23 protein-coding genes are annotated in these 22,739 nt (G+C 41.7%); all 23 read right to left on the bottom strand.

Annotation, left to right across the window (positions count from 1 at the left end):
- Positions 1-142 precede the first annotated feature (142 nt).
- Positions 143-436, bottom strand: coding sequence for a DUF3847 domain-containing protein (locus tag ACYQ2D_RS16595; RefSeq protein WP_008982219.1), 294 nt, complete (start codon positions 434-436; stop codon positions 143-145).
- 150 nt (positions 437-586) lie between these two features.
- On the bottom strand, positions 587-1,525 hold the full coding sequence (locus ACYQ2D_RS16590) for a serine hydrolase (RefSeq protein ID WP_040219241.1): 939 nt from the start codon (positions 1,523-1,525) through the stop codon (positions 587-589).
- A 79-nt stretch (positions 1,526-1,604) separates the two neighbouring features.
- Positions 1,605-1,901, bottom strand: a complete 297-nt coding sequence (locus ACYQ2D_RS16585; protein ID WP_008982217.1) for a hypothetical protein — start codon at positions 1,899-1,901, stop codon at positions 1,605-1,607.
- Positions 1,902-2,034: 133 nt separating this feature from the next.
- Positions 2,035-2,226 carry a transposon-encoded TnpW family protein gene (locus ACYQ2D_RS16580; RefSeq protein WP_006060444.1) on the bottom strand — a complete coding sequence of 64 codons (192 nt, stop codon included), beginning with the start codon at positions 2,224-2,226 and terminating at the stop codon, positions 2,035-2,037.
- 79 nt (positions 2,227-2,305) lie between these two features.
- Positions 2,306-4,156 carry a recombinase family protein gene (locus ACYQ2D_RS16575; RefSeq protein ID WP_459786286.1) on the bottom strand — a complete coding sequence of 617 codons (1,851 nt, stop codon included), beginning with the start codon at positions 4,154-4,156 and terminating at the stop codon, positions 2,306-2,308.
- A gap of 47 nt (positions 4,157-4,203) precedes the next feature.
- On the bottom strand, positions 4,204-4,572 hold the full coding sequence (locus ACYQ2D_RS16570) for a conjugal transfer protein TraG (protein WP_459786284.1): 369 nt from the start codon (positions 4,570-4,572) through the stop codon (positions 4,204-4,206).
- The gene (locus ACYQ2D_RS16565; protein ID WP_118049622.1) at positions 4,569-5,096 is read right to left on the bottom strand and encodes a PcfB family protein; all 528 of its coding nucleotides are present in this window, start codon (positions 5,094-5,096) and stop codon (positions 4,569-4,571) included. Before ACYQ2D_RS16565 ends, ACYQ2D_RS16570 begins: the two co-directional genes overlap by 4 nt.
- Positions 5,097-5,135: 39 nt before the next feature.
- The gene (locus tag ACYQ2D_RS16560; protein WP_459786283.1) at positions 5,136-5,288 is read right to left on the bottom strand and encodes a hypothetical protein; all 153 of its coding nucleotides are present in this window, start codon (positions 5,286-5,288) and stop codon (positions 5,136-5,138) included.
- A gap of 102 nt (positions 5,289-5,390) precedes the next feature.
- Entirely contained in the window at positions 5,391-11,372 is a 5,982-nt protein-coding gene (locus ACYQ2D_RS16555) for a SpaA isopeptide-forming pilin-related protein (protein ID WP_459786282.1), read from the bottom strand.
- A 404-nt stretch (positions 11,373-11,776) separates the two neighbouring features.
- Positions 11,777-12,199 (bottom strand): sigma-70 family RNA polymerase sigma factor, encoded by a 423-nt coding sequence (locus ACYQ2D_RS16550; protein WP_459786281.1) that lies wholly within the window; start codon positions 12,197-12,199, stop codon positions 11,777-11,779.
- Positions 12,200-12,202: 3 nt separating this feature from the next.
- On the bottom strand, positions 12,203-12,838 hold the full coding sequence (locus tag ACYQ2D_RS16545) for a sigma-70 family RNA polymerase sigma factor (RefSeq protein WP_459786280.1): 636 nt from the start codon (positions 12,836-12,838) through the stop codon (positions 12,203-12,205).
- 169 nt (positions 12,839-13,007) lie between these two features.
- On the bottom strand, positions 13,008-13,157 hold the full coding sequence (locus ACYQ2D_RS16540) for a hypothetical protein (RefSeq protein WP_004612798.1): 150 nt from the start codon (positions 13,155-13,157) through the stop codon (positions 13,008-13,010).
- 126 nt (positions 13,158-13,283) lie between these two features.
- The gene (locus ACYQ2D_RS16535) at positions 13,284-13,640 is read right to left on the bottom strand and encodes a helix-turn-helix domain-containing protein (protein WP_083864366.1); all 357 of its coding nucleotides are present in this window, start codon (positions 13,638-13,640) and stop codon (positions 13,284-13,286) included.
- A gap of 110 nt (positions 13,641-13,750) precedes the next feature.
- Positions 13,751-14,089, bottom strand: a complete 339-nt coding sequence (locus ACYQ2D_RS16530) for a DUF6050 family protein (protein ID WP_119201738.1) — start codon at positions 14,087-14,089, stop codon at positions 13,751-13,753.
- A 6-nt stretch (positions 14,090-14,095) separates the two neighbouring features.
- Positions 14,096-15,271, bottom strand: coding sequence for a replication initiator protein A (locus ACYQ2D_RS16525; protein WP_459786279.1), 1,176 nt, complete (start codon positions 15,269-15,271; stop codon positions 14,096-14,098).
- Positions 15,252-16,157 carry a ParB/RepB/Spo0J family partition protein gene (locus tag ACYQ2D_RS16520; RefSeq protein ID WP_459786278.1) on the bottom strand — a complete coding sequence of 302 codons (906 nt, stop codon included), beginning with the start codon at positions 16,155-16,157 and terminating at the stop codon, positions 15,252-15,254. Before ACYQ2D_RS16520 ends, ACYQ2D_RS16525 begins: the two co-directional genes overlap by 20 nt.
- A complete protein-coding gene (locus ACYQ2D_RS16515; protein ID WP_459786277.1) occupies positions 16,150-16,926 on the bottom strand; it encodes a ParA family protein in 777 nt (258 codons plus the stop codon). The genes ACYQ2D_RS16520 and ACYQ2D_RS16515 overlap by 8 nt, the downstream gene beginning before the upstream one ends.
- Before the next feature lie 17 nt (positions 16,927-16,943).
- Entirely contained in the window at positions 16,944-17,108 is a 165-nt protein-coding gene (locus tag ACYQ2D_RS16510; RefSeq protein WP_459786276.1) for a hypothetical protein, read from the bottom strand.
- The gene (locus tag ACYQ2D_RS16505) at positions 17,095-17,562 is read right to left on the bottom strand and encodes a DUF6075 family protein (protein WP_459786274.1); all 468 of its coding nucleotides are present in this window, start codon (positions 17,560-17,562) and stop codon (positions 17,095-17,097) included. Before ACYQ2D_RS16505 ends, ACYQ2D_RS16510 begins: the two co-directional genes overlap by 14 nt.
- Before the next feature lie 299 nt (positions 17,563-17,861).
- Positions 17,862-18,800 carry a translation elongation factor Ts gene (gene tsf / locus ACYQ2D_RS16500; protein WP_459786273.1) on the bottom strand — a complete coding sequence of 313 codons (939 nt, stop codon included), beginning with the start codon at positions 18,798-18,800 and terminating at the stop codon, positions 17,862-17,864.
- A 120-nt stretch (positions 18,801-18,920) separates the two neighbouring features.
- Complete coding sequence (gene rpsB, locus ACYQ2D_RS16495; RefSeq protein WP_117455989.1) at positions 18,921-19,655, bottom strand: 30S ribosomal protein S2; 735 nt, start codon at positions 19,653-19,655, stop codon at positions 18,921-18,923.
- Positions 19,656-19,798: 143 nt separating this feature from the next.
- Positions 19,799-20,638, bottom strand: coding sequence for an alpha/beta hydrolase (locus ACYQ2D_RS16490; protein ID WP_459786271.1), 840 nt, complete (start codon positions 20,636-20,638; stop codon positions 19,799-19,801).
- A gap of 100 nt (positions 20,639-20,738) precedes the next feature.
- Positions 20,739-22,691, bottom strand: coding sequence for a fructose-1,6-bisphosphatase (locus tag ACYQ2D_RS16485; RefSeq protein ID WP_459786269.1), 1,953 nt, complete (start codon positions 22,689-22,691; stop codon positions 20,739-20,741).
- Between the last annotated feature and the right edge of the window lie 48 nt (positions 22,692-22,739).

Below are 22,739 nucleotides of genomic sequence, written 5' to 3'. Positions count from 1 at the left end.
CGGCGCAAGGGGTGCAGCCCCTTGTTGCGGCAAAGCCGCCATATCGGAGCGCGGGATAAAATCCCTGTGCGGAGACAAGCCCTCGGCAGAGCGCATACGCCCGTAAGGGTGTATAAGTGCGCCCTTAGTTCCTAAGGGATTTTCAGCTTGTCGCTCCCTCTGCTCGTTTTTTCAGATATTCCCGCGCTGGTTCACTCGTCAAGGCAAGCCGGAGAAGCGCGGCGGCTTCCTCGTCAGTCATGTTCTTTGCTTCCGGCACAATGCTTTCAAAGACTGCGCCCCGGACGATAAGGCGGTGGCTGCGCGTTCTGCGTTCTTCTTTGGATAGCTTCTGACGCAACATCTTTTCCCGGTTCTCAAACTGCCGGATTTTCTTCTTTCCGTCCTCAATCTCGGCTTGCAGCTCCTCACGGGTTTTCTCTCTCGGTTTTGTCATAGTTGGTCGCTCCTTTCTGCCTGTCGGCGTAGAAAAAGGACAGTCGATTTCTCGGCTGCCCTTTTGGATGGGTATTAAGTTTTATTGTGTGCTGTTTTATCTTACCCTTATTGTTTTGACACTTTACTTAAACGGGATATTTCATCATCATTATTCAATAATCGTGTTGATAGCAGACTGTACCGCTTTATATCTCCCCTCATTTGAGTGTGCCGCTAAACAGGTAATTAAATATGCTTTTCCATCTTTTTCATACAGAACAACAATGTTATAGGAAGATGCCATTGTTCCTGTTTTCATTCCTTTAACATTTGCATTATAGTACGGTGAATTTTCATCTAAAAATTCATTTGTATTTTTCCATGTAAATTCACCTTGCGGAGTTTGAATTGAAAATTCGCTTTTTCCAATACATTCTTTAACAAAATCGTAGTTAAGGAGCTTCAACGCTACGCGGTTAATGTCATCTAAATGAGAGTCAGCTTGCATAGACGCGCCACTTGGGTCATTATATAAATTTGTTTTGGAATAGCCTGCTTCGATTAAATACTCACTAAGTTCTGTCATGAAATAATCTATATATTCCGTTGCTGTATAACCTTCGCCTAATTCGTTTTTAGCGATATGATATGCCAACGCATAGGCTGCGTCATTTCCGGAAGGAACAAGCATAGCCTCCATGATTTGTTTAACTGTGTATTCCCCAGCATACAGATTTGCTAAAGATGAACCCGCCGGAACAAGTTCTAATACCTCTTGATTTACTTCAACAATATCTTCCAAATCTACTTTTCCCAAAGCATAATCAATGGCAAATAGTTTTGCCAAACTTGCTACTGTGGGAAGTTGGCTATCGCCCTCGTAAAATAAATATTCCTCCTGTTCAATATCATAAACAGAAAATGAAAGAGCGTCCTGCGGAATGTTAAGCTCGTTCGTACTTAGTTGAAAATCAATTTTTTTATAGATGTCCTTTAAGAAATCAAAACGATAAATCCCTGTTTTGTGTAGCCCAATTACTGCAACAAATGCTATAAACAACACTGTTACAAAAGCTATTATCTTTTTACATTTTCTATGCTTCTTCATATTTTTTCTCCCACGAATTTATATCTGCCATTCTGTGCCTTTGAGAAAAGTATAGCACAAGAATATGAACAAATCCACATTATTTCAACAAGTTTGTAGTGCTGTTTTCTCTGGCATATCGCCGCGTTGCTTCCCGTCGTTCCTCGCTGTATGGGGCGGTCAGACGGAAAGAGAAGCGCCCCTTGCGGATTTCAAACTCCATGCAGCCCGTTTCGGGGTCTGCGTCGGTCTGGCGGCACTGGTCGGGGTGCTGTCTGGCGTAGGCGGCAAGCCGTTTCTTCAAGTCGGTGTTGTGGGTGCGGATATGGATTAGCGGGTCTTTCTCGTCAAACCAAATATCGGTGGTCTTTTCCTGCTTCGTAAGCCCTGTTCTCATAAACTCTCCTTTCTGCGCCCCTGTTACGCAGTAGGGGCATTTTTCGGGTGTTTTTCCCGGCTCTTGACTTGGGGAAAATGAGGATTTTCAAATAGAAATCGCCCGGACAGGGAATGGTTCGTCGGGGCGGCTGTTATCGCAAGATTTCTGTTTTTTCCGGCTCTTGACCGTCAGACGCGGATAAACGCGAACTGTCGGCAAGCACCAGTTTGAGCAGCTTGTCGCGGAATGTTTCTGTGCTGCTGTGATTGAAAAATAACTCCGCAACAATGGTCTGCCCGTTCCTCTGGGTCGTGATGATACTGTCGGGGGTCTGTTCTGCCATAGGCGGCTCCTTTCTTTGGGCGTAAAAGAGGGATTTCCCATAACTCGGAAAATCCCTCTTGGTTGACGGTTATTCTGTTTTACTGTGTGGGCTGTGCGGCGGCTGCCTGCGCCTTTCTCCTTGCCCGGTATTCCCGCGCTTTCATGCGGTCATACTCCCGCTGCTTTTCAAGGTTTCGCGCCCGGTACTCCCTTGAATACTGCCGGTGGTATGCGCGGCTCTTTTCCTTTTTGGCTTCTTCGATTTCCTCCCGCATTTGCCGGATTTCCTGCTCGGTCGGTTCCGCAAGCTGTGTCACTTCATTCTCAAACTTGCCGATATAATTGAAATATATGCTGATGTGCTGGATTGCGTATCTCGCCCTTTTCTGGTCGCGCTCATGCACTTCAATCCGGCTGATAAACTCGTTGAGAATGGCGGGGGTAAGTTCGGTAAAGGCAGCATGGCGTTCCGTCAGCTTCAAAAACTTCTGCGCCCGTCCTCCCGCGTTCTCATAAGCGGACAGCTGCTCTTGGAGCGTGGCAAGCTCCGCTTTCAGCGCATAGTATTCTTCCGAATACTTCTGCGACATCTGCTCATAACGGTCTTGTGGGATCGTGCCGAGGGCGTTGTCCTCATAGAGCTTATTCAGCACCTTGTCAATCTGTTCAAGGCGCGTCGTGATTTGCGGAATACGCTTCTGCTGTTTCTTGGTCTGGTCGGTCTGCTGCATGACAAGGTTCTTTTTCACTAAGGCTTCAAACTCCGCCCGGTTGCTGATAGAATAGTCCTCGATTTTCTTCAGCACTTCCGCGATGGTCTGCATGAGCAAGTCCGCGTCCATGATGTGCGGGGAATGGCATTTGGGGTTCTTGGCTTTCCCCTTGTGGTACTCGCTGCAATAGGCAACGTGCCGCTTGCCGCCGTTTCGGTAATCTATGCGAATGTGCATTTTTGAACCGCAGTCTTTACAGAAAAGCAAGCCGGACAGAGGGTGGATTTCCCCGTCCCCGTTGGGGCGTTTGACGGGTGCGTTTTCCAAAATCCGCTGTACGGTTTCAAAATCGCTGCGGCTGATAATCGGCTCATGCACATTTTCTGTGATGTGCCACTGGCTCCGGTCTACATAGTGGTTATGTTTATCCCGGAAATGCTTTGTAGTCTTGAAGTTGACTACATCGCCGCAATACTCCTGCCGTGTGAGGATATGGGTCAAGGTGGCTTTGTTCCACTTGCAGCGGTTATCCTCGTTGAGTGTCTTATTTTTACAGGTTCCCCGCCCGCGGTCTTTCATGTAGAAAGTGGGGGTAGGGATTTGCTCCTGTGTCAGATATACGGCGATTTGATTGCGGTTCTTCCCGCCGATAAACAGACGGAAAATCAAACGGACAACCTCGGCGGCTTCTTCGTCGATTATCCAAAAATCCTTGTTGTCCGGGTCTTTCATATAGCCGTAAGGGGCTTCGGTGACAATCGGCTTTCCACTCATGCCTTTGGTCTTAATGCCCGTTTTCACTTTCTTGCTGATGTCCTTTGCATACCACTCCGACATGATATTGATAAAGGGCGCAAACTCCAATGTGTCGGGTTTCTCGCTGTCAATGCCGTTGTTGACCGCGATAAAACGCACATTGTTCCGTCTGAATATCTCCATCGCGTTGCCGACTTGGAGATAGTCGCGCCCCCAGCGGGTAAGGTCTTTCATAATGCAGACACCGATTTTCCCGGTTTCCACATCGTCCATCATGCGGGAGTAGGCGGAACGGTCAAAAAACCTGCCGCTTTCGTCATCGTCGATGTAGTGCCGGATATTGGTCAGGTGCTGCCCTCTGGCATAGTTCTCCAAAAATATTTTTTGGTTCTGTATGCTGTTGCTTTCGCCGCCGTCCCTGTCCTCGTCGCCTACGGAAAGGCGGGAGTAAAGGGCTGTAATTTTGCTATAATCAGTCATGTGCATAACCTCCTGTGCGTCCATGTATGTGTCATTTACACTTAAAATTATGCACTCCATCTTGCCGAACCATACTCCACTCCCTGCCGGAACTTTTTGGCATTTTTTCCTTTCATGTAGACCATGAGCTTCACTGCCACGGCTCCAGTAATCCCAACCAGCAATTCATTTTTATGCATACTTGGGAGAATCCTGCTAAATGCCATCTGGAAATTTAAGACCAGTACCATCAGTCTTTCTATCATGGAATCACCCACACAGTATTGATATAACCATGCCAGCTTATTTCCCACATAAAAGATCACGATATACGGAAGATTCATCAGAACAATCCGAAGCAGCTTATGTACATCCACCGGCGGTAATCTCTCCAGGTATCCTTTTCCTACACCAAGCAACTTCTGTAATCTGCTCATAATGACGGCTCCTTCTCCTTTCCTTTTGTTTTCTCCAGCTCTCTGTGCTTTGCAAGCGATTTGGTGATTGCCTGCTGTAACTTCTTCCTCACAGATGGTTTTTTGTCCTTATTCAGAGACTTGCCCGTGTATTCCTTAAAAGCGGCAGTCATCACATCGGCATCCCTTGCCTTAAAGAACACATAATATCTTGGCGGGTCAGCAGTCACATCTTTTTTCAGACTGAAATCAATGCTGTACTTCTTTGCTACCTGTTCAAAAGACTTGATATTTCCATCTGTGATTTCAATGTTGGACAGCTGTACATTCTGCTTCATCAGCTTATCAAGACTCTGTTTTCCCTTGTAGGTCTTATCCTCCTTTTCCTTCTGGAGCTGTTTCTGGTTTGTTTTCTGTCCCTGCTGTTTTTTCTCCTGCTCCATCTTTGCAAGAGCCTTTACCATGGCAGATTTCAGCAGGTTGGCAGTGACCTTGCCACAGCGGATACAAAGTGAGACTGTTTTCTCATTCACTTCATCCTGCAATCACACCACGCCCTTTCTTTTCTCACTGCTGTCTTATCCTCATTTATCACATTGCTGCTCCTTTCCTCTCTTTTCTGCCAGTTTCATATATCCTTTTTCTGATTCTGCCCCCACTTTGATACAGCACCAAAGGACAAATCCATATACCAGAAATACTGCAGCCGCAGCAACGATCAATACTGTTTTTGTCATCTTCTTTTCTCCCTTCACATCTCTTGAAATTTTTCAAAAGGGCATCTATGAATCCTGTGTCCATAAATGCCCTCATCCATTACTGAAAAATCCTATGATCTCTTATTTTTTCTTTTTGCGAAGAATCACTGTTCCACCAAGACCAGCCATTCCAGCCCCTGCAAGCAGAATCCAGAACAGAATCGGAGTATTATCTCCTGTCTTTGGTGAAGTCGATTTCTTTGTTTCTTCTGTGGTTTTCGTCTCCGGTGTTGGTGTGGTTTCTGGTGTTTCCGTTGGTGTCTCTATTGGAGTTTCCTCCGGTTTCACCTCATCCTTCATCACAACCTTCTGGATTTCTCCAGTATCTTTGACCGTAAACTTCACATCCTCTGCAACCAGATAACCGTTCGGTGCAGTTTCTTCACGGAGAGTATATTCCCCGATTGGAAGCATCTCAATGTAGTGTGGTTTTTCTTCAGATGTCCAGCTTTCTACGGTCTTTCCATCTTTATCAAGAATTGTCAGTTTCGCTCCTGGCAGCTCCTTACCGGAAATATCAGTCTTGGAGATCTGCACTTTTGTCACATCATCCTTCATTTCCACTTTCTGTACTTCACTGGTATCTTCCACCGTAAAAGTGATGCTCTCTGCTGTCACATAACCGTCCGCAGGAAGTGTTTCTGTCATGGTATACTTCTTGCCAGCGGTCAGTTCTTTGATGATATGTGCTTCTTTACCGGAAGTCCATTCATCCACAGTGTTTCCACTCTCATCTGTGACTTTTAGTTTTGCTCCCTCAATCTCCTTTCCGTCTGTCAGAGATGTTTTGGTAAACTCTACGGTTGTCGGCTCATCTTCAAAAGTAAACGCATAAGACAGTGTTTCCTTATCTGCACCACCATATTCAAAAGTAAATTCCTGTACCTGGTCTGTTGTCGCAAATCCCGGTGCCGGGGAAGTTTCTTTCACATAGTAGGTATAGCCAAGTGGCAGATCTGCCGTAAAGGTCAGTTTTCCTTCCTTATCCGTAGCCTGCTCCTCAATAACCGTATCCGCTTTCAGGATTACATCGCCTTTTGCATTGACAATATCTTCTTTATTGCACAGGGCAAATACAGCCCCTTCCAGTACACGGTCGGAATCTTTTTCTTTCTTTAACACGTTCACTTCTGCCCTCTGACGTTTGTTCTGCCAGTCAGCGGAATAAGTAACAACTGCGGTATTCTGGTCACGGTAAGTCAGATCCACTTCACGGGTTTCTCCATCCAGGACATACCCACTTGCTGTCTCTTTCTCTTTGACATAGTATTTGCCAAGAGAAAGGTCTGGCAGTTTTGCCACGCCTGTTTCATCCGTCGTGATCGTTGCTACCAGTGTATCCTTCTTGTAGTAATCTTCACTCTCGCCATCCGCTGCTTTTATATCTTCTAAGGCATAAACCTCAAAAGTTACCTCTTTCAGGGAACCGGAAAGATATTCAAACAGATGCTTCATCCATCCGCCAATGGAATCCAGTGCAGATACTTTCTCCAAGAACTCACCTTTTTTATTGATGATAAGTGTTCCGGTTGGCACTGCATCTTTCATCTCTACCTTCTGGATCTCGGCAGTATCGTCCACCGTAAAGGAAACTTCTTCCGCCATCAGATAGCCATAAGGAGCCATTTCTTCACGAAGAGTATATGTCTCCCCGGCTGTGAGTCTTTCAATCAAGTGTTCCTCACCCTTTACAGACTTCCATGTATCTACCACATTTCCATCCTTATCAAGCACCGTAAGCGTTGCCCCGGAAAGTTCCACGCCTGTCGTAATATCGGACTTCGTAAAGGTTACTTTTGTCGGCTGGTTCTTAAATACAGATTCCAGCTCTACCACTTTCACATCCTGTCCCTGATATTTGGCAGTCACTTCCAAAGTCTCAAAAGAAGAGACATACCCTGCCGGAGCTGCAAGTTCTTTGATATAGTAAGTACCAAATGAAAGGTCAATGTCAAACACTGCCTTTCCATCTTCTCCACTGACTGCTTTTCCAAGTAAGGTATCTGCTTTCACAATCACTTCCTCATGTGCCCGAATATCTTCTTTTGCATAGATGCCAAACTCTGCACCTGCCACAACCGTTTCTGTCTCTGCATCCTGTTTTACTACGGACACTTTCACTTTCTGACGGTCGTTCTCAAAGGTTGCTGTATGCTCAATAACTGGTGTTTTCTGGTCTTTGTATTCAAATGTTACTGTCTGTGCTTCTTCGTTTAACACAAAGCCCTCTGGTGCTGTCTTTTCAACAATCTTATAGGTTCCAAGTGGAAGGTCTGTGATCTGTGCCTTTCCATCCTTATCCGTGGTAACAGTTCCTACCAGTGTCCCGGAAGCATACTCCAGGATACGGTTTCCGTTATCATCTTTCTGGAAGTCTGCTGTATAAATATCTTCTGCAGCATACACCCCAAAGACTGCTCCCTCCAGAGTTTCTTTCTGATAAGTAAAGTCATCTTTGTAACCATTTAAGACTTCACCCTGTTTTACGATGTTCAGTTCTCCCTTAACCGGATGATTCTCGTATGCAATCTCGATGATCACATCGCCGGAAGTTCCGTCCATCTGATATGCTGTATTGGAATCTACATTCACCTCATAGTAATTCTCATTGAGCGTATATCCATAAGGTGCGTTCACTTCCTCAATACGGTAATGTCCAATTTTCAGATTCTGTGGAAGGATTAAGTATCCCTGCTCATCTGTAAAATAAGATTTGTGTTTTACCGTCGTCGGATAGGTTGTTACCTGTTCCACATACTTTTCTGTATCCAGGTTAAAAATCTTAAACTCTGTATTCTTCTGAAGCACTGCTTTCTTTGTCTCATCGTCCTGTTTGATGATCTTCAGCTTTGCTTCAAACTCTTTGTCAAGCAGCACTCTCCATACCTGCGGTGTAGTCGGATGATTCTCTGTAATCTGTACGATGAAATCATTGACCGGAGTATAATTATGTGGTGTGGTTGTTTCACGGACGATGTAGGTTCCATAAGGAATCGCAATACTGCGGGCATACCCTTTCTCATCTGTAAAGATCTCTGTTACACCATTTTCTCCGATTACTACCGGCTTGGCAGAATCAAAGTCATAACTGCCATCTTCTTTTACTGTCAGGGATGATACCAGATAAGCGGTAAATCCTGCACCTTTCAGTAAATCGGCATCTGTCTTTCCGTTGTTCGCTGCCTTGATAATCTCAAATGGCTGCTTTATCACCTGTTCCAGAGACAGACAGTCACGCTTCACTTCCGCTACAAGATCACCCTCGTAGTTGCAGACCAGATCATGTTCTTCTTCATCTGCCAGGTAACCCGTTGGCGGAGTAATCTCTTTTACATAGTAATTACCAAGGTATAATCCATCTATGGAAGCCTGTCCATTCTTATCTGTTGTGAGAGTGGCAACCTGCTCGCCTGCTTTGTAGATCACACCAGTTGCTCCATCCGGATGAACAATATCTTCACGGGCATACAGTCCATAGACTGCCTTTTCTAAAGTAGCATCTCCCTGTGGAACTGCCTTCTTTGTTTCTTTGTCCTGTTTCTGTAAGGAAATCTTTGCTGTCACACGCTCGTTTTTGAAGGTATGCTTAAATGTCAGTTTTGCTTCCTTATCATTTGTATAAGAAAAAGCAAACGCATACACATCATCCGCATTTCTCAGATAGCCTTCCGGAGCCTGTACTTCCTTTACATCATAGGAAAATCCCAGCGGAAGGTCTGCGGTAAACTTCGCCGTTCCATCATTGCCAGTTGTCACTTTCTCAATCAGAGTGCCTTTCTTTACGACAACCGTTCCATCTGCATTTTTAATGTCACTGGCTGCATAAAGTCCAAAAATCCCTCCATCCAGAGGATTTTCTGTATCCTTATCCTGCTTTGTCACAATCACTTCTGCTTTCTGTCTGTCATTCGTAAAGGTTGTCTCAGAAAAAACAACATCTACATTCTGTCCTGCATAAGAGAGAGTGACAGACTTTTCTTCCCCGGCATTATAAAATCCTGTCGGAGCCTGTTTTTCTTTGACGATATATGTACCAAGATGCAGGTTTTTCAGAATGACTGCCCCATTCGAGTCTGTTGTCAGATTCTCTTTGACCAGCTCACCCTTGCTGTAAACCTTGGCACCATAAGCAGTTTTAATATCTGCCCCGGCATACACATCATAAATCGCACCTTTCTGTCTGCGTTTCTCATACTTGAATGTTGTTCCATTCTCGGTGACATCCGCACCTGTCAGAACCTGACCTTCTTTATAAACAGTCAGCTGTCCCATCTGTTCTTCATCCGGAACAGTCACAGTTGTTGTTTTGCTGACTTCCAGTTTTACATTGTAGGCCGTTGCATTGATACGGTATCCTGTCGGAGCTGTAATCTCTTTCAGATATACGGTATCCTGTGTCTTAATGATCTGTACAGACGCTTCTCCGTTCGCATCGGTTGCCGGTAACTTTGTGATCAGCTTTGTACAGTTTGCATCACTGTATAAACCAAACACGGCACCTGCCAGCTTTGCGTCTGCTTTTGCATCTTTTTTAATCACCTTAACACTTGCGTACTGTACCCATGTTACTTTGAAGTCCACATATTTTTCATCATCAACACCTTCACCAAATACCAGTGCCAGGTCCTGTGAACCAGATCCGGTACTGATCTTATACGCAGAATAATCTTTTGTTACACTGCCTTTCATCGTTGCAGACCAGCTTCCTGCGACATCCTGTACCTGTGTAAGAGGTGCAGATAAGTAAAACTTGGTTCCACCACTGATTTCCACTGCTTCACCAGCTTTGCTTGTCTTTCCGGTTGTCACGTTATGAAGTTTCACACCACTTGGGAGTTTCATTGTGATACTCTGAAGTTCATCTGCTTTAAAGGTGATCTCTTTTGTTCTCTGGCTGTTGCCATCTACATAGGCTGTCACATCCGCATCAGAAAAAGACATTGCCACATCCGGAATATCTGGCTGAGAAATACAATAATTATAAAGTTTTTTCGCAAGATTCTGTGCAGTAGTGTTTGCACCAGAAAAAGCATCTGAACTGCCATTCGCATACGACGCAGCAAGATGTAGCAGAATAAATCTGGCTCCTGCACTCAGGTTTCCATAGCCATTTTCTTCTGTAAAAAATCCATCATCGCCAGAAGCCTTTGTGCCATAGTAGCATACTTTAGCCAGTGCTTTACCATCCCCAACCTTATTGATTGTATATGTTCCTGTGCCAGGTCCCGGTTTTGACGGCTGTACACAATAAGCTGTGGCGGACACATTACCAAATTTTACGGTATACTGATAAGTCAGATAAGTTCCATAACCATAATCCGCATATCGGTATTCGGCACCTCTTGTCACTGAAACCTGTTGTGAACTTCTTGCATTTCCTGTTGCCGCCATAAATGTCACTGTTTCACCCGGCTCCATCTCATACAAGTCAATTCCTTCATTTTCTGCCTGATCCATTACTTCTGAAACAGTCAGACCAGATTCTTCATCTGTTGTTACTTCCTGTCCACCTGTAAGATCAGTTACAATCTCTTTTGCCCTGTCCGAATCAGCATCTTCCTCCGCATTACCGGAATCTTCTGTTTCACCGGCATTTCCTTCACCAACTGTATTTTCAGAAGAACTCTTTGTCTGTGCTTCTGTTTCCGGCTCTTTTACCGTAATGTTTCTGCTTACTCTGTAAGCTGGGTGACCGCTGACTGGCTCTACTGCATAGACAGCTTTGTAGGTATCCTGTGTATGTGCGTCAAAATCTGTACCGGCTTCACTCTTTGCTTCATGGAATAAAACTTTCACCTTTTTTTCATTCACGCCCTCTATACCGGACAGATCGACTTCCACCTCAAATTCTTCTCCATAGGGAATCTCAATATCCTTTGCTTCCACAATTTCATCTTTATCAAGAGTATCCTGCACATCCTGCAGTTCCGGATATTGCTGTTCAAATGAAATTGGTTCTGGTTCTAATTCAGAAGCAGAAACCGTGACTGGTTGAACGATAACAGACGCCAAAGTTGCAACTGCCATAAATCCCGACAAGAATCTTTTAAATCGCATTTTCATTTTGACTGAGTCCTCTCTTTCTTCGATAATTTACTCCACTTTCGTTCAGGCTTACACCTGCATGAATCAATCATAGGAACCACCTCCCTTGTGTCTTAGATTGACTTTTAAATAAAAACAGGATTGAGCTATTAAGCCGCAAGAGGTAATTCGTAATCATTCCTGCCAAGGGTGCCTCTCATCCATTGCCCTTCACGTTGCCACCGAATACCCGCCGCCAAATGCGTAGCTGGGAAATTCAGGTATCCTCTTGCTGCTGATATGAAATTGTCAAGGTTCACTTTTAGAGGGAATTTATTATTTTGATAAAATAGACATTTGCCCCTCCACTAACCGCATGTGTGAAAGGGCAAAAATTAACCTGTTTGAAATTTTTTTAGAAATTTTTTTGAAACAGCAAAAACTTACAAAGTTTCCAGCCTGTTTTTTAGTTTCTGCAATACTTTGTTTTTCCTGTTTCTGATTGTCTTTGTACAACACCCGAAATACTGTGCTGTTTTTTTAACTGTGTACTCTTCAAAAAATAATAGTCTTATCAATTCCATTTCTTCTTCAGACAAATATTTCAGTGCTTCCTGCAGCTCTTGTATTTCTGACACCCTGATGACTATTTCTTCTGGTGATAATATATGCAAATAACTGTTGTAACTCGTTTCCCCTACTTTTTCTATTCCGCACACACCATTTTTCTGCATTTTTTCAAGCTGGTATCTTTCTTTTCTTCTTGACTGGTACCATGCCAGATATACGTCTCTGGTAACTTCTATGAGAGTTTCATTTACACGCAGCACATACCGTTGTCTTTCCTTTGGTTTTTTACCACGCATCTTTTATTCTCCCTTCTGAAGCACTCCGATCAGTCTGCCTGCATTTCTTCTCATTTTCTGCTTTGCCTGTGAAATACATTTTGATACTGCCGGTTCTGTAATTCCAAACACCCGTGACACTTCTCTTTGTGTCCGCTGCTGAAAATAAATTTGATGGATCACCTGTCTCTGCCGGTCAGTCAGCAGATCCATGAATTCTCCAATAGCTTCTTCTATGATCAGTTTTTCGAGTACATTCTGCCTTTTATCCACCAATTCGCACCAGCCTTCTGAAATATGGCTATATGAAATGCAATTATTATGTTCTCGTACCTCCCTGTTCCTGCACAGCCGATCTTCACCTTCTAATATCAACCGCACATACCAGGGCTGATTATCAAAAAAATCTTCCTTAACAACTGTTATTTTTCTTCCTGCTTCATATACATAATCTCGACAGGTAAATAAAGGAAAAACCGTTCCATAATCACCTGCACAATAGAAAACATATCCTGTCTGATATGCAATAATTTCCGCACCATCTATCAGTCTATGCTTTACAACTGCCACATCGTTTTCTCTCAAATACCTGGCGGACGGAACCTTTCTTTTTTCTTTCCTGTTACCTACAACCTGTTTCAATTCCTGCAATGTCAGCATAATTACCACCCTTCTGCCTGCTGGCAACAGGTGCCCATCAGCAGAAAAGATAGGATTATTACTGATCTACTGGCAAAAGGGCAGTAAAAAACAGCTTCCGGCACACCCGTTTTTTTTAACGAGAGCCTGAAACTTCCTTACTGCCCTTTCTGCTAATTTACAGCATCCTCTATTTTATTTTCCGTCTGATGTCCCGGTCAGACTTCTTTGCATTTCTTTCCGTTTTTATGTTCTTTTCATTTTCCATTAAAACAGAATAGTCTCCCATTGCATCATAGGGACACTGCTTCCGATAGATTAAATTTTCTTGTCTGGTCATCAATCCTATCTCCCTTCCTTATTTCTGTCTCTTTCTCTCTGTTTGCTATTTTAACAGCACAAAAAACTATTATCCTTAGCATATATGGGGAGTTTTTTTGTTTTACACCCCATATATGGTGAAATTTCACCTGTACTCATTAAAACTTTCTATCAGTGAATCTATTGTCTGCATGATAATTTTCTGCTCTTTCCATTCCATCTTCTGAATACGATAAAATACTTCCTCAAACTGCTTTCTTTTTTCTGCATCGTCCCTCTCTTTTCCCATCAGGATATTGGCATCTGTTTCCAGGATCTCAATCATCTTCCTGAAAATCTCAACAGACATTGCCGTTTGCCCTCCTTCTATCCTGCTGACCGTATTGACACTGATACCTGCTTTTTCCGCAAAAGATTCCTGTGACAACTTCATTTCCTGCCTGCGTTTTCTGATCCGTTCTCCCAATTCAATAAGTTCTGTGGAAATTGCACGATTGCTCAATACGGTGTCTCCTTTCCTGCAATTTATCCCGACTTTACGACATTTTGTCGCAAAGTTTCCAGAAAAAAAAGCAGCTAATTTTGTCTTAGCTGCTTTTCAAAAGATCTATTTCATTTTATTCTCGGTATTTTATGTATTCCTGTAATAACTGTGAGCAGGAAAACACTAAGATAAATGATTGCCTGTCCAATCATTGCCAAAAGAACGACACTTCCTATCAATCCTCCGATCAGAAAATTCATTGTCCATACTGCCAGTGTTCCTCCAAGATCAAAACCTCTTGGAACCATCCAGACACACATTTTTCCAATTCCGAATGGTATCCCCATCAGAAGCAACAGCAATAAATAATTGCACTTCCCATCCTGGATACAAAGCGGTCTCAGCACTGCAAACAAAACAGTAATCACCAGTGTTGGCACAATAACTTTTTTTATCATATTTCTCATGTTCCTTTATCCTCCATACATATCGTGATTAACCTCTGCCTGATAATAGCTGTTTATCGTTGCCGGGGCATTATACAGGGCAGTCAGAAGATATGCTTTAATGTTTCCAACCTTGGTTGTATTTCGATTCAGGCAAAACAGCACATATTCGATATGTGAATAGTTCAGCTTCATAAACCTGCTTTTCACCAAAGCAACTGGCTTTTCTGTCCCTGCAATCCGAATCATACTGTCCTCCGGCATCATCATAACTTCAATCATCAGTTCTACCAGTTCATCCACATCTTCTTTTGCATGATATTGATAATCTATGTTTTCATGAATCACTTCACGATATGCCCGCATCTCCTCCATCACATCCCTTTTCTTTTTCAGATTGCCTGATATGATTGGATAGGATTGATTTATCTCAGTTTCACTAATATCAGTATTGTTAATATCAGTATTATTAGATTGTGATTTCGGATATTCTGGTTTTGTGATTTCCACTATTCTTGAATGATGATTTTCACCATTTTGGAATTGTGATTCTGGAAATTCTTGATTTGTGGTTTTCATCATTCCTGAATTGTGATTTTCACCATTCTGTAATTGTGATTCCACACAATCCTGAATTGTGGATTTCACTACTCCTGAATGATGATTTTCACAATTCAGAAAAGTGCCTGTTTTTTCCCTGTTCTCAGCTTCTGATTGCAGATTTTCACATTCTTCATGGTTTCCCTGCTCAGATTGCAGATCTGCACATTTTCTATGATTTTTCTGCTCAGATTGCAAATCTGCACAGCTATCCGTCGGCTTTTGGTCTGGCACTTCTCTGATCATAAAATTTTTCACATAAATAACATTAGGCTTTCCCAGTCCCAGACGTTTCTTCTCAATCAGTCCAATCCCATTACTGCTGTCCAGCTCTTTTACCAGCTTCACTGCCTTTTGGGTTCCACAGTTCATCAGCTCTGCAATTTCTTCCACAGTGAAGATAATGTATACTCTGTCCTCTGAATCCAGCCACCTGTTCTTAATGCTCAGGCTCATACGGTCCAGCATCAGACCGTATAATACCTTTGCTTCACAAGAAAGAGTTTTAAAGCAGGATTCTGTAAACAGCACTTTAGGGACACGATAAAAGCTGTATTGTTCTGCTTCCATCCCTGTAAAATAATCAAACTGTATCTTCTGCATCTGCTACTCCTTCTTTGTTTTCTTTCCATCTATCCAAAAGCATGAAAATGACTTCTTCTATCTGTTCTTTAGAATATGTCTCCGGAAAATAATTGCCGATTTTCTTTGCCGGGATCGTCACATTAATTTTACTGCTTTCCTTTTTTAATAAAACAGCATAGATATAACTCTGGTTTAATTTTCCGTTTGCACTGCATTCTTTCAACTGTTCTGCCTGTTGCTTTGTCGGAAAGATACTGCTGTTGGCAATCACTTCCAGAAGCCACTCCTGTTCCTCTGGTTTCAGATAAGACAGCTTTTCTCCTACAATCATAGGAATTTTATTATTGTCCACATATTCCAGCAGAGCATCGGATAATGCCGCCAGACGGATATATCTCTGTACAGTTCTTCCACTGTCCCCGGCAGCTTCCCCAACCATATCTGCTGTATATTTTTCGCCTTTACTTCCCTGATGCTTCATTGCATCATATTTCATCTTATAGGCATGGGCTTTTTCACTTGGCAGTAGATTTTCACGCTGAATATTGGAATCAACCATAATAATGACTGCTTCATCATCCGTATAATTTCGGACAAGAGCTGGCAATGTAGTCTTTCCACACAGTTCACAGCCCCTTTTCCTTCTATGCCCGGAAATCATTTCATAGCCGCCCTCTGATCGAGGTCTTACCAATGCCGGAGTCAAAACACCGTATGTTTTAATACTCTCTACGGTTTCAGCCATTTTTTCATCATCGTTTACATGAAACGGATGATTTTTAAAGGGATAGAGTTTTTCCAGATCTATTTCCACAACCTGGTTCATACTCTTTTCCGGTGTTTCGTCTAATCCAAGTAATTCATCATAAGAGGTAAGCTGAATATCTTTTTTCGGTCTACGCATGTTTCAACACCTCCTGAACCAGTTCCAGATAACTGTCTGCCCCTTTGCTTTTTCCATCATAAGCAAAGATACTTACACCCTCCGATGCTGTTTCTGCAAGGCTTTCTGTTCTCGGAATCGTCTGCTCAAAAATCTTAATATCATTTCCATATGTAGTTTTGATTGCCTGTTTGTTTCTCTTGGCATTATTGTAACGGCAATTATCCATTGTAAATAAAATGCCTTCTATCTGTAAATCTGGATTGAACCTCTGATGGATTCCCTTAACTACTTTCAGTAATTCCATGAGTCCATCTGCCGCATAATATTGTGGCTGCACCGGAATCAGAACACTGTCCGCTGCACTTAAAGCATTGATCGTCAACATTCCCAGTGATGGCATACAGTCAATCAGAATATAATCATACTCATCCTTCAGCAGTTCCAGATACTCTTTCAATACCTTTTCTCTGTCCTCTACTGTAAATAAGGACATATCCATTCCGGCAAGCAATTTATTGGACGGAATCAGGTCAACACCTTCTTCATGGTGGAGAACTGCTTCTTTCGGATCAAATTCCAGCCCCATGATGATGTTTTCCATCATGCTCTTTAATGTTACCTTGAGATTCTTTGGAAATCCCAATCCCATTGTCAAATGCCCCTGCGGATCTGCGTCTACCAGAACTACCTTTTTCCCTGACTTCACCAGTCCGGCTCCCAGATTGATTGTTGTCGTTGTTTTGGCTACTCCGCCTTTCTGATTTGCAATAGCAATTACTTTACACATATATACTTTCCTCCAATTTATTCTTTTTCTTCTACTTCAACATAAACACGAAAATATTTGCTTGTTCCTTTATTTGCATAAGCCTCTGATACTTCCAGGACATCCAGTTCCTTATGCTTTTCTAAAATACTGCGGAACCATTGAATATCCTTTAAAGTACCCTGTAATCTAATTTTCAGCATACATATCCTCCCAGTCTTTGTAAAAACAATACTCTGGATAACGGATTTTAATGGCTTCCCAAAAATACCGGGCATATCCGCAGCAAAACAAATCTTCTACGGTATAATACTGACACTCTTTTAACTGTTCTTCCGCTGCTTCATAATCTCCGACACTTGGTGTCCCATTGCAGTAAAGATTAAATGCCATACGGACGATTCGTAAACTTCCACTGGTCTGCCATCCTTCCTGCAAGCATTCCGTTTTCGCACATCCAGTTTTAAAATTATAAATCTTATCTACATTGTTTCTTGTATCTCTGTCGATACCCAGGCAATAAACCAAAGCCTTATGATAAACATCCTGATATCTGCATTTCTCCAAATATTCCGTATAAAATTTTTCGTGTTCCTTGTTCTTGAAAGTAATTGTGCGGGAATTGCTATTTCCTGCTCTTAACGCTGTGTTCTTCATAAACCAAAACCTCCTAATTATAAAATGTTTGATTGAAAGTGATGATTTTAAGAACTCTGATGATTTGAGTAAACTTCGCTGAAGATTGTGAATACTCATTTTACTCAATCTATGACTTGAGTAATACTCAATTTGAAGTGATTTTAGACGGTTTTTAACGGTTCCTGGCGATACTTTCGCCATTTCCTTTTTTCCATAGAAAAAGGCTCCGAAAACCTCATAATCACTAGAAAATAAAGTGTTTATGAGGCTTTCAGAGCCTCTATAAATTCTGGTTCAGTTTACAATCAAAACTTCGCTTAAGCGTTCATCTGTTTTGCAACTTCTTCTGCAAAGTTTTCTTCTTTCTTTTCGATACCTTCTCCAGTTTCGAAACGAACGAATCCTTTCACAGCAATTTTAGCGCCGTTTTCTTTAGCAACCTGTTCTACGTATTTAGCTACAGACTGTTTTCCATCTTCTGCTTTTACGTATACCTGATCTAACAGACAGATTTCTTTCATTTCTTTTTTGATACGTCCGGCAATCATTCCCTGGATTACTTTTTCTGGTTTCTGAGATTCTTTCGGGTCATTCTGAATCTGAGCCATAAGAATTTCTTTTTCATGAGCGATGAAATCTGCACTTACTTCGCTTTCATCTGTGTATTTTGGATTTAAAGCTGCAATCTGCATTGCTACGTTTTTAGCCATTTCTTTAACAGCGTCGTTTACAACATCTGTTTCAACATCAACAAGAACACCGATTTTTCCGCCCATGTGTGTGTAAGAAGCTACAAATCCGTTTGCTTCTTCAACTTTAGCGAATCTTCTAATGTTCATGTTTTCACCGATTACTGCAATCTGAGCTGCTAAAGCTTCGTTTACAGTCTTAGTTGTATCAAATTTCCATGTTTCAGCAAGGAACGCTTCTACATCAGCAGCTTCTGTTTCCATAACCTGTTCTGCAACCTGTGCAACATATCCCTGGAATTTGTCGTTTTTAGCAACGAAGTCTGTTTCTGCATTAACTTCTACAACAACTGCTTTCTTTCCATCTTCTGATACGAGAGTTTTGCAAAGACCTTCAGCTGCAACACGGCTAGCTTTTTTCTGAGCAGTAGCAAGCCCTTTTTCTCTTAAAAATTCTACTGCTTTATCCATATCGCCTTCTGTAGCTGTAAGAGCTTTCTTACAATCCATCATACCAGCGCCTGTCATTTCTCTTAATTCTTTTACCATTCCTGCTGTAATAGCCATCGTGATAGTCCTCCTGAATTTATAATTATTTTAAAATTTTTCCGTTTTATTCTTTATTAAGAAACCGCCCTGGTTAAAAAGCCAGGGCGTTATGAATCATTGCCCATAAAGATGGGGAAATTATTCTTCTACTGTTTCTTCTGCTTCTTCAACGAATTCTACATCTTCTGCTGTTCCCTGGTTTGCTTCGATTACAGCGTCTGCCATTTTAGAAACAATCAGTTTTACGGCTCTAATTGCATCATCGTTACCTGGAATTACATAATCCAGTTCTTCTGGGTCACAGTTTGTATCTGCGATACCGATAAGCGGAATACCCAGTGTATGAGCTTCCTGAACACAGATTCTTTCTTTTTTCGGGTCTACGATAAAGATAGCATCTGGAAGTTTTTTCATTTCTTTGATACCGCCAAGGTTTTTCTGTAACTTAGCCATTTCTTTTTTCAGTTCGATTACTTCTTTTTTCGGAAGTACATCAAATGTTCCATCAGCTTCCATAGCTTCGATTTCTTTTAATTTTGCAATTCTGCTCTGGATTGTTTTGAAGTTTGTGAGCATACCACCTAACCATCTTTCGTTTACGTAGTACATTCCGCAACGTTCAGCTTCTGTTTTGATAGCATCCTGAGCCTGTTTTTTAGTTCCTACGAAGAGGATTGTGCCGCCTTCAGCAGCGATATCAGCAACTGCTTTGTAAGCATCGTCAACCATTCCTACAGATTTCTGCAGGTCGATGATATAGATACCATTTCTTTCTGTGTAGATGTATGGAGCCATTTTAGGGTTCCATCTTCTGGTCTGATGTCCGAAATGAACACCTGCTTCCAGTAACTGTTTCATTGAAATAACGCTCATTTTCTTATCTCCTTTGGTTGTTTTCTTCCGCTTATTTCTACTCTTTTGGAACTTTTTTATATAAAAAAGCACCTTCCATCAGAATTCATAAGCGTGGTTATTTTTTTGCAACACTGGCATTATATCATAGATAAATATCGTAATCAAGCCATTTTTTTGTTTTTTTCGCACATTCTGTGCAACCAAGTCTTTAAAAGAGGCATCCAGCTTTGACATTCTTTCTGAATTCCGCTTCCATCCACTCTCACTAAGGTTTCATCTGCAAGCGAAAGTCCATGATTTCCTTCTGGATACAGATGATACTCTACCGGAATCTTTGCCTTTCCCATTGCTTCAACAAAAAGCAGAGAATTTTGAAACGGAACGGTTTTATCCTCAAACGTATGCCATAAAAAAGCGGGCGGAACTTGTTCTCCTACCTGAGTTTCCAGAGCCATCTCTTCTTTCTTTTCCTCGTAAGTATCCCCCAACAGATTATGTATACTCTCCAGGTGGGTATACTCTTCTTTTGACGTAATTACCGGATAGCATAAAATTAATCCTGACACTTTTAACTCTTCTGTCTTGACTCCTGTTTTCTCTGCCACAAACGGACGATTCCAGAATACTCCATAACTTGCCGCAAGATGTCCACCCGCTGAAAATCCCATCACAAACACTTTTTCCGTGTCAATATGCCACTCTTCTGCCTTTTCTTTTAAAAGTTTGATTGATTCAGCTACTTCTAACAATGCTGTTGGAAAAATTGCCGGTGCGCAGGAATAACGTAGCACAGCAGCATGGTATCCAGCACTGTTTAAATGCAGCGCAATCATTTCTGCTTCTCTGTCTGCTGTAAACCGATAAGCTCCTCCCGGGCAGATTAAAACCAGCGGTCGCTTTAAATTCGGTTCTAATTCTTCATAAGAATCTAAAATATAAGTCGTCAAATGAGAATCTTTTAAAGAACCTTCTGCCTTTATGGAAATATTTTTATGTATCATAATTCTGTCCTCTTTCTCTGTTTTATGTACTCTCGGAATCATTCTCTGTGCAAATGCTAAAAATTCCTTAAGAATCCTTTTTTCTTGTTACTTTTTCTTGTTATTCTTTCTCAATAATCGTACCACTTCGATACGCTGCCAATAATGCTTTCAATTCTTCAATATTTTCTTTTAATTTCCGACCATTGTCTGTATCTTCCACCGTTTTTCGTATCATGGAACGCTTTACCAAAATACTGTCCGATAAAATGTCTGTCTCTCTGGTAATTGCATCTTCTGCTGACGTAAATGGTTCATGTGCAGCCAGAATCATTCCCCAGGAATTATAAATCAGCGTATAACCTGCAATTCCAGTTTCTTTTTGATATGCTTTGGAAAAGCCTCCATCAATAACAAGCACTTTTCCATTACATTTGATTGGGCTTTCGCCTGCTGCATGATGCACCGGTACATGTCCATTTACAATATGCGCACAGCCTTCTTCTAACCCAAACTCCCGCATAATTCGATTGATTACCGTTTCATCTTCTAACAATCTGTAATATGGATTTTTCTTTTCTTCATGAGTTTCTTTTTCCGCAAGAAAATACCGTTCAAAAGTTGCCATCTTCTGTTTGCCAAAAAGTGGGGAACCAGGACTACTCCAGATAAACCACAGAATATCTTTTCCTTTTTCTTTCTCATTCTCATCAATTGCAACAAATGCTTTTCTGACATAAGCCTCTAATACTTCATAGAGTGCTTTTCCCTTGTATTTTTTCCCATAAATGTCTACTGCTTTAAAGCTTCCGTCCTCATTTAACGGAATGCAGCCGTGATACAGCAGATTATTATTATGAACTTTATAAAGGCTTCCCTTCTTTAAGAGTAAATTCATGTGGCGCTGTAATTTTTCACAGTTTGTAAATGCAGAAGTCAATCGTTCCACAACCAACGTTTCTTCACTTGACAATTCATACGGATTATCCGGGTCAATTGTAGGGAAATTAGAGTCCAGTAATTTATACTCTTTTCCATCCAACCGAATGGTTCCATTTGCATAATCAATACTGTCAAGCAATGCACGATTCGCCATATGAAATTCTTTTCTTCTCATCAAAAGCTGTCCCTCAAGCTTAAATTGAATAACCGAAATGGCTTTATGCATCTTCATCTGCAGAGAAATCTCTGCCGGGTTTAAATCATTTCCGCCTTTAATTTTAAAACAACTGCAAGGGTCATCTTTATAATGAATCAGAGAAAATGTCGCAAGCGGAAGCAGATTAATTCCATATCCGTCTTCCAAAATATCAAGATTTGCATATCTTGCACAGATTCGGATTACATTTGCAATACAGGTTGTCTGTCCGGCTGCTGCTCCCATCCATACAATGTCATGATTTCCCCACTGAATATCAAGCGAATGGTACCGCTCAAGTTTGTTCATAATTTCATGCGGTCCCGGTCCTCTGTCATAAATATCACCAAGAATGTGCATGTGGTCTACAACCAGACGCTGAATCACTTCTGAAAGTGCAATAATAAAAACTTCCGCTCTTCCTATTGTAATAATTGTCTCTATAATCTGCTCATAATAAGCCTCTTTATCCGTTAGATCTGATTTTTCCGTAATCAGTTCCTCAATCACATAAGCAAAGTCAGGTGGTAACGCTTTTCGTACTTTTGACCGCGTATATTTCGATGCGGCCTCCTTACAGACTTCAATCAAACGATACAATGTAATTTTATACCAGTCCATAATATCTTCTTCGGTCTTTTTGATTAATTCCATTTTTTCTTTTGGATAATAAATCAAAGTAGCAAGGGAGCGCTTGTCCTGTTCATTTAATGTATGCCCGAACACGTCATTAATTTTTCTTCGTACCGAACCCGAACCATTTTTTAATACATGTGAAAATGCCTCATACTCCCCATGTATATCGGTAAGAAAATGTTCCGTTCCTTTTGGGAGATTTAAAATCGCCTGCAGATTAATAATCTCCGTGGATGCCTTTGCAATTGTCGGGTAAAGCTGTGACAGTCTTTCCAGATACTTTAATTCCAACTTTTCCATAAATTCCTCCTGATTTTTGTCTTTTTCACCATGTTTTCATTGTAACAT

The sequence above is a fragment of the Blautia stercoris genome (genome assembly GCF_054657695.1).
Note: the sequence above shows the minus strand (reverse complement) of the source record. Positions and strands in the feature narration are given on the sequence as shown.

Excerpts from the sequence above, each read along its gene's own strand:
- ACYQ2D_RS16490 (WP_459786271.1), bottom strand. The coding sequence starts at position 20,638 with ATGATACATAAAAATATTTCCATAAAGGCAGAAGGTTCTTTAAAAGAT.
- ACYQ2D_RS16505 (WP_459786274.1), bottom strand. The coding sequence starts at position 17,562 with ATGAAGAACACAGCGTTAAGAGCAGGAAATAGCAATTCCCGCACAATT.
- ACYQ2D_RS16530 (WP_119201738.1), bottom strand. The coding sequence starts at position 14,089 with ATGAGAAATATGATAAAAAAAGTTATTGTGCCAACACTGGTGATTACT.
- ACYQ2D_RS16575 (WP_459786286.1), bottom strand. The coding sequence starts at position 4,156 with ATGACTGATTATAGCAAAATTACAGCCCTTTACTCCCGCCTTTCCGTA.
- ACYQ2D_RS16560 (WP_459786283.1), bottom strand. The coding sequence starts at position 5,288 with ATGACAAAAACAGTATTGATCGTTGCTGCGGCTGCAGTATTTCTGGTA.
- ACYQ2D_RS16540 (WP_004612798.1), bottom strand. The coding sequence starts at position 13,157 with ATGACCAGACAAGAAAATTTAATCTATCGGAAGCAGTGTCCCTATGAT.
- ACYQ2D_RS16585 (WP_008982217.1), bottom strand. The coding sequence starts at position 1,901 with ATGAGAACAGGGCTTACGAAGCAGGAAAAGACCACCGATATTTGGTTT.
- ACYQ2D_RS16555 (WP_459786282.1), bottom strand. The coding sequence starts at position 11,372 with ATGAAAATGCGATTTAAAAGATTCTTGTCGGGATTTATGGCAGTTGCA.
- ACYQ2D_RS16525 (WP_459786279.1), bottom strand. The coding sequence starts at position 15,271 with ATGCAGAAGATACAGTTTGATTATTTTACAGGGATGGAAGCAGAACAA.
- ACYQ2D_RS16510 (WP_459786276.1), bottom strand. The coding sequence starts at position 17,108 with ATGCTGAAAATTAGATTACAGGGTACTTTAAAGGATATTCAATGGTTC.
- tsf (WP_459786273.1), bottom strand. The coding sequence starts at position 18,800 with ATGGCTATTACAGCAGGAATGGTAAAAGAATTAAGAGAAATGACAGGC.
- ACYQ2D_RS16545 (WP_459786280.1), bottom strand. The coding sequence starts at position 12,838 with ATGCTGACATTGCAGGAATTGAAACAGGTTGTAGGTAACAGGAAAGAA.
- ACYQ2D_RS16550 (WP_459786281.1), bottom strand. The coding sequence starts at position 12,199 with ATGCGTGGTAAAAAACCAAAGGAAAGACAACGGTATGTGCTGCGTGTA.
- rpsB (WP_117455989.1), bottom strand. The coding sequence starts at position 19,655 with ATGAGCGTTATTTCAATGAAACAGTTACTGGAAGCAGGTGTTCATTTC.
- ACYQ2D_RS16595 (WP_008982219.1), bottom strand. The coding sequence starts at position 436 with ATGACAAAACCGAGAGAGAAAACCCGTGAGGAGCTGCAAGCCGAGATT.
- ACYQ2D_RS16590 (WP_040219241.1), bottom strand. The coding sequence starts at position 1,525 with ATGAAGAAGCATAGAAAATGTAAAAAGATAATAGCTTTTGTAACAGTG.
- ACYQ2D_RS16520 (WP_459786278.1), bottom strand. The coding sequence starts at position 16,157 with ATGCGTAGACCGAAAAAAGATATTCAGCTTACCTCTTATGATGAATTA.
- ACYQ2D_RS16485 (WP_459786269.1), bottom strand. The coding sequence starts at position 22,691 with ATGGAAAAGTTGGAATTAAAGTATCTGGAAAGACTGTCACAGCTTTAC.
- ACYQ2D_RS16570 (WP_459786284.1), bottom strand. The coding sequence starts at position 4,572 with ATGAGCAGATTACAGAAGTTGCTTGGTGTAGGAAAAGGATACCTGGAG.
- ACYQ2D_RS16515 (WP_459786277.1), bottom strand. The coding sequence starts at position 16,926 with ATGTGTAAAGTAATTGCTATTGCAAATCAGAAAGGCGGAGTAGCCAAA.
- ACYQ2D_RS16580 (WP_006060444.1), bottom strand. The coding sequence starts at position 2,226 with ATGGCAGAACAGACCCCCGACAGTATCATCACGACCCAGAGGAACGGG.